This window comes from Streptomyces sp. KLMMK, from assembly GCF_036961605.1.
Taxonomy (GTDB): Bacteria; Actinomycetota; Actinomycetes; order Streptomycetales; family Streptomycetaceae; genus Streptomyces; species Streptomyces telluris.
This window is the reverse complement of record NZ_JBAMDC010000396.1, coordinates 1-5,825: the sequence shown is the minus strand read 5'-3', so window position 1 is coordinate 5,825 and position 5,825 is coordinate 1. Positions and strand designations below refer to the sequence as shown.

The following is a 5,825-nucleotide window of genomic DNA, read 5'->3' as shown; positions in this document are numbered from 1 at the left end:
GCCGCCACCGGCCTGCTGACGCCCCGCCACCGCGTCGACGCGCTCGACCCCGCGCACGCGCCCGACCCCGGACCCGGCGAGCTCGCCGACGTCTATCTCCTCAAGACCCGCACCCCGCGCGCCCTGGCCTTCGCCCGCCGCCTCGAGGAGCGCGGGGCGCCCGTGCTGAACTCGGCCGCGTCCACCGGGCGGTGCCAGGACCGGACCGCCATGGCGGAGGTGGCCCTGCGGGCCGGTCTCCCCTTCGTGGCCACCGCCACCGAGCCCTCCCTCGCCGGCCTGGCCACCCGCGGCGACCTGTCCTACCCCGTCGTGATCAAGAGCCGCCACAGCCGCCGCCACGACCTCGTGGCCCGCGTCGACGACCCCGTACGGCTCGCCGTGCTCGCGGCCGAGTGGGGCGACGAACCCGTCGTGGTGCAGCGCTTCACCCCCAACGACGGCTGGGACCACAAACTGTGGGTCGTCGGCGACCACGTCTTCGCCGGCCTGCGCCGCTCGGAACTCGCGACCCCCGTCCGCACCGGCACCGAACCCCTGCGCACCGACGCCCTGCCCCCGGGCTGGATCGACGTCGTCCGGCGCGTCGGCGAGGTCTTCGCCCTGGACGTGTACGGCGTCGACCTGCTCGACGTCGCCGGAAGCCCCCTCATCGTGGACGTCAACGCCTTCCCCGGCGTCCGCGGCCAGGACGGCGCCCCCGAGGCCCTGGCGGACCTGACCCTCCGTACGGCAACCGGCACGCACCACCCGCGCACCCCGGCACCCACCGCGACCGAACCGGTCGCCTGAACGACGCCCATGCCTGCCGGCGGGGTGCCCGGCGGTGCCGAACGGGCTTGAGGCATGCGGGGCACCGCCGGCCACGGCCGTGGGGTTGCGCGCCGCGGCGGCGGGTTTCCGGGTGTACTCCCCTGCTCCCGGCCGGCTGCCGCGCCTATTCGGCCCGGCCCGGCCACCTGTTTCCGCCGCGACGGCGCGCAACCCCCGCTGCCGGGCCCGGCGGTGCCGCGGGCCCGGCCCGTGCGTCGTCCGACGGCCGCAGCGTCCGTCAGGACAGGGCGCGAACCTCCGCCCGTACGGGACAAGCGAATTCGACTCATCCGTCCCAGCCGTCCGCAATGTCACCCCCAGGGGACGGCCGGCCCTCCCACCCGTGACCGCGGGCCCGTGCCGCCGTTGACCCGGCCAGACCAGTCCTCATGCAAGCGGGGCTGCCGAAGGCCGTACGACGATCCCACCCGGAGCGCCGGCGGGCCCGGACCGGCCGGCGGCGGAATCCGCGGGGCGCCGGACGGGGCTACCGACCACCGTCCGCGCGGGCCGTCCCGGCCCTTCCGACCGGCGGCCGTCTCTCGGCGCGATTCCGCGCTGTGACGGCGGGAGACGGCCGCCACACCTTCATGAGGGACACCGACGCCGAGGTGAAGGAACCCGCATGGGCCTGCTGCGCAAGATCCGTGACACCGGACGGGTGGCGGAGGACGCCCCGCCCCGCCCTGCGGGGAACCCGCCGCCCGGCGCCGCGGAACTGGCCGGCTCGGCCCACGTGCGCTGCATCGACGCGGGCTCCTGCAACGGCTGCGAGATCGAGATCGCGCAGGCCTTCGGGCCGGTGTACGACGCCGAGCGCTACGGCGCCAGCCTGGTGGCCTCGCCCCGCCACGCCGACGTGGCCCTCGTGACGGGCCCCGTCACCCGCAACATGGCCGAGCCGCTGCGCCGTACCGTCGCCGCGATGCCCCGCCCCCGCCTGGTGGTGGCCGTCGGCAACTGCGCGATCGACTGCGGCGAGTTCGCCGGCGGCCACGGCGTGGAGGGCGCGGTGGCCGACGTCGTCCCCGTCGACCTGCGGGTGCCCGGGTGCCCGCCGGAGCCGGAGCGGATCGTGGCGGCGCTGCGCCTCGTGACGGGCCGGTGAGCGCGTACGGCTGCAGGAGACCCGCGGCCGCCGGCGGGCCGATAGGCACTCGCACCCGCGTCCGCGCCGCCGCCCCCGCGGGGCACACCGCATGAGCCCAGCCGAGTCCGCGACCGTCGTGGCCACCGGTCTCGCCGGCGCCGGGGTGCTGGCCGGGATGCTCCTGCCCACCCGCGCCCGGGTGGTGGCCGTGGGGCTGTGCACGGCGGGGCTGGGCGGTGCCGGGCTGTCGGGCGGGATCGCGGCGCTGGGCGGCGCCTCCTGGTCCGCGCACCTGCCCGGCCTGCTGCCGCTGGCCGGGCTGCACTTGGCCGTCGACGCCCTCTCGGGCCTGTTCATGGCCGTCGCGGGCGCCGTGGTCCTTGCGGTCTCCGTCTACGGGATCGGCTACGCCTGCGGCCGCGGCCCGCGCGGCACGGCGTCGCGCGGGGTGCAGTCGTCCCTGCCGGTCTTCGCCCTGACCCTGGTCCTCGTCCCGGCGGCCGCCTCGGTCTCGTCCTTCCTGCTGCTGTGGGAGGGGATGGCGGTCACGTCGCTCGTCCTGGTCCTGGCCGAGCAGCGCGACCGCCCGGCCGTCCGCGAGGCCGGCGTGTGGTACGCGGTGATGACGCACGTCGGCCTCGTCCTGCTGCTGGCGGGGCTCGCGCTGTTCGCCGCGGGGGCGGGCGGCGAGACGTTCGCGCAGCTGCGCGCGGGGGCGGCCGGAATGTCGCCGGGCGCGCGCGGCGCGGTCTTCGTCCTGGTCGCCGCCGCGTTCGCGTCGAAGGCGGGCATGGTGCCCCTGCACCCGTGGCTGCCGCGGGCCCATCCCGAGGCGCCGAGCAACGTCTCGGCGCTGATGAGCACGGCGATGGTGAACCTGGGCGCGTACGGCATCATCCGCGTGGACTTCGAACTGCTGGGCGGCGGCCCGGGCTGGGGGTGGCTGCTGGTCCTCGCGACGGGCGCCCTGTCGGCCGGCTACGGCATCCTGCAGGCGGCCATGGCCTCCGACCTCAAGCGCCTGCTCGCCTACTCGACGTCGGAGAACCTGGGCCTGGTGCTCATCGGCGTGGGCGCGGCGGGCCTGTTCTCCTCCTCGGGCTATCCGGTCCCCGCGGCCCTCGCCCTGGCCGCGGCCCTGCTGCACGTCACCAACCACGCCGTCTTCAAGGCCCTGCTGTTCTGCGCGGCCGGCTCCGTCGTGCGGGCCACGGGGCTGCGCGACCTCGACCGGCTGGGCGGCCTGCGCGCCAGGATGCCGGCCACGGCGGGCTTCTTCGCGGTCTCCTCGCTGGCCGCGGTCGCGCTGCCGCCGGGCAACGGCTTCCTCAGCGAGTGGCTGCTGCTGCAGTCCCTGATCCACGGCATGGCCGTGCCCGGGGTGTCCACGGCCATCGTGCTGCCGCTCGCCGTGGCGGTCATCGCCCTGTCGGCGGGCCTGGCGGCCGCCGTCTTCGTCAAGGCCCTGGGCGTCGGCTTCTTCGCCCGGCCGCGCAGCGGAGGGGCCGCGTCGGCACAGGAGAGCCCGCCGCTGATGCACCTGGGCATGGGCCTGCTCGCCATCGGCTGTACGGCCCTCGCCCTCGTCCCCGGCACGCTGGGCAGCAGCCTGTCACGGGCCGTCGCCGCGGCGGGGCTCCACGACGGCCGCCCCCTGGCGGGCGGCGGCCTGGAGCTGCGGCTGGACCGGGCCGCCGCCTCCCTGTCCCCCCTGTGGGTGACGGCGGCCCTGCTCGGGGGCGTCGTCGCCGCGGCCGCCCTCATCCGTCTGACGGCCCGTCGCGGGCGCCGTACCAACGCGCGGCCGTGGGACTGCGGTGGCGGCGCTCCCACGCCCCGCATGTCGTACACCGCGACCTCCTTCGCCGAGCCCCTGCAACGGGTCTTCGGCGACGTCCTCGACCCCGAGCAGGACGTGAACGTCACCCCGGTGCACGCATCCTCCTACCTCGTGGAACGCGTGCGCTTCCGGCGCAGCGTCCGCGACCGGATCGAACACCGCCTCTACCGCCCGGTCCTGGCCGCCGCCCTGGCCGTGGGCCGGGCCGCGCGCCGGCTGGCCCCCGGCAGCGTGCACCGCTACCTCGGCTACGGGTTCTTCGGTCTCGTCGCTCTCCTGCTGGCCCTGGCGGTCGGCTGGTGAGCGCCACCTCGCACGGGGAGACGCCGTGAACGGCACCATGACCGCCACCGGAACGGCCGCGGTGACCGCCCAGGTCGCCATGGTCGTCGCCGGGGCACCCCTGCTCACCGGGCTGATGCGGCAGGTACGGGCGCTGATGGAGGGGCGGGCCGGGCCCGGCGTCACCCAGCCCTGGCGCGACCTGCGCAAGCTGCTGCGCAAGGAGGCCATCACCCCCGCGGGCACCGGCCCGGCCTTCCGCACGGCGCCGCTGCTGCTGGTCGCCACCATGGCCGTCGTCGCCGCGCTCGTCCCGCTGGCCTCGACCGCCACCCCCGTCAGCGGCGGCGCCGACCTCATCCTCGTCGTGGCGCTGCTCGGACTCGGCACGGTCACCCTGGCCCTCGCCGGGCTGGACACGGGCACCGCCTTCGGCGGGATGGGCGCCTCCCGCGGGATGACCGTGGCCGCGCTCGTCGAACCGACGATCCTCCTCGCGGTGTTCGCCCTGTCGATACCGACGGGGTCGACGAACCTGTCCGCCATCATCGCCGGCGGCATCCACGACCCGGTCCGCCTGGTCTCCCCGGCGGGCCTGCTCGCCACCGCCGCCCTGGCCGTCGCCGTCCTCGCCGAGACCGGCCGGCTCCCGGTGGACAACCCCGCCACCCACCTGGAACTGACGATGGTCCACGAGGCGATGGTGCTGGAGTACGCCGGACCCGACCTCGCCCTGGTCGAACTCGGCTCCCAGATGCGGCTGACCGTCCTGCTGGGCCTGCTCGCCTCGCTGTCCGCCCCCTGGGGCATCGCCACGACCGCCTCCCCGGCGGCCCTCGTCCTCGCCCTCGTCCTGCTCGTGCTGAAGGTCGCCCTGCTGGGCTCGGCCCTCGCCGCGGCCGAGGTGTTCTGGGCCAAGCTGCGGCTCTTCCGCGTGCCCGAGCTGCTGGCCGGATCCTTCCTGCTGGCGCTCCTCGCGGTGACCGCCTCGTACTTCCTCACGGGAGAGTGAGTGAGGGACACATGACCGACAGCGTCTACACCCAGCTGCTCGACCTGGCGTGCGGTGCGTTCCTGCTCGCGGCCGTCGTCGTGCTGTGGCTGCGGCAACTGACCTCGATCGTCCGCGTCTTCGCCTTCCAGGGCGTGGCCCTGGCCGCCGTCGCCGCCCTGCTCGGCCTGCACGAGGACCGCCCCGGCCTGCTCGCCGTCGCCGCCGGCGTCGGCCTGCTGCGGGCCGGCGTCCTGCCGCGCCTGCTGCTGCGCGCCCTGACCGCCGGCACGCCCCGGCGCCCCTACCCCCACTACCAGGAGGACGTCAGCGAGACGCGCGAGACACGGCCCCTGGTCAACGTCGCCGCCTCCCTGCTGAGCGCCGCCCTCCTCACCCTCCTCGCCTACGCCGTGTCCCGACCGCTGGTCGCCCTGCACCCGGCACCGGCGACGCGCGCCCTGCCCGTCGGGCTCGCCGTGGTCCTCATCGGCTTCTTCACCCTGGTCACGCGCCGCCGCGCGCCGGTCCAGGTGGTCGGATTCCTGCTGCTGGACAACGGCATCACCGCCACCGCCTTCCTCGCCGCCTCCGGAGTCCCCCTGATCGTCGAACTCGGCGTGTCCTTCGACCTGCTCCTCGCCGTTCTCGTCCTGCAGATCCTCACCACCCGGATGCGGGTCGCCTTCGGCGGCACCGGCATCGACGACCTGCGGGAGCTACACGACTGATGACGCACGCCACCACCGCACTGCTGCTGACCGCCCCCATCGCGGTACCGCTCGCCACCTCCGCCGCGTACGCCGCCT

At 75.9% G+C, this 5,825-nt stretch carries 5 protein-coding genes; all 5 read left to right on the top strand.

The window, feature by feature from the left end:
* The coding region (locus V7793_RS32000) for an ATP-grasp domain-containing protein (protein WP_336013201.1) at positions 1-792 on the top strand (792 nt) is incomplete at its 5' end.
* A gap of 646 nt (positions 793-1,438) precedes the next feature.
* Complete coding sequence (locus tag V7793_RS31995) at positions 1,439-1,921, top strand: NADH-quinone oxidoreductase subunit B family protein (protein ID WP_336013200.1); 483 nt, start codon at positions 1,439-1,441, stop codon at positions 1,919-1,921.
* Between the two features lie 91 nt (positions 1,922-2,012).
* Positions 2,013-4,046 carry a proton-conducting transporter transmembrane domain-containing protein gene (locus V7793_RS31990; RefSeq protein ID WP_336013198.1) on the top strand — a complete coding sequence of 678 codons (2,034 nt, stop codon included), beginning with the start codon at positions 2,013-2,015 and terminating at the stop codon, positions 4,044-4,046.
* 25 nt (positions 4,047-4,071) lie between these two features.
* On the top strand, positions 4,072-5,037 hold the full coding sequence (locus V7793_RS31985) for a respiratory chain complex I subunit 1 family protein (protein ID WP_336013196.1): 966 nt from the start codon (positions 4,072-4,074) through the stop codon (positions 5,035-5,037).
* A gap of 11 nt (positions 5,038-5,048) precedes the next feature.
* Complete coding sequence (locus tag V7793_RS31980) at positions 5,049-5,747, top strand: hypothetical protein (RefSeq protein ID WP_336013193.1); 699 nt, start codon at positions 5,049-5,051, stop codon at positions 5,745-5,747.
* Positions 5,748-5,825 lie beyond the last annotated feature (78 nt).

What these genes read in the sequence shown, in the direction of transcription:
- V7793_RS31995 (WP_336013200.1), top strand. Translation starts at nt 1,439, where the DNA reads ATGGGCCTGCTGCGCAAGATCCGTGACACCGGACGGGTGGCGGAGGAC.
- V7793_RS31980 (WP_336013193.1), top strand. Translation starts at nt 5,049, where the DNA reads ATGACCGACAGCGTCTACACCCAGCTGCTCGACCTGGCGTGCGGTGCG.
- V7793_RS31990 (WP_336013198.1), top strand. Translation starts at nt 2,013, where the DNA reads ATGAGCCCAGCCGAGTCCGCGACCGTCGTGGCCACCGGTCTCGCCGGC.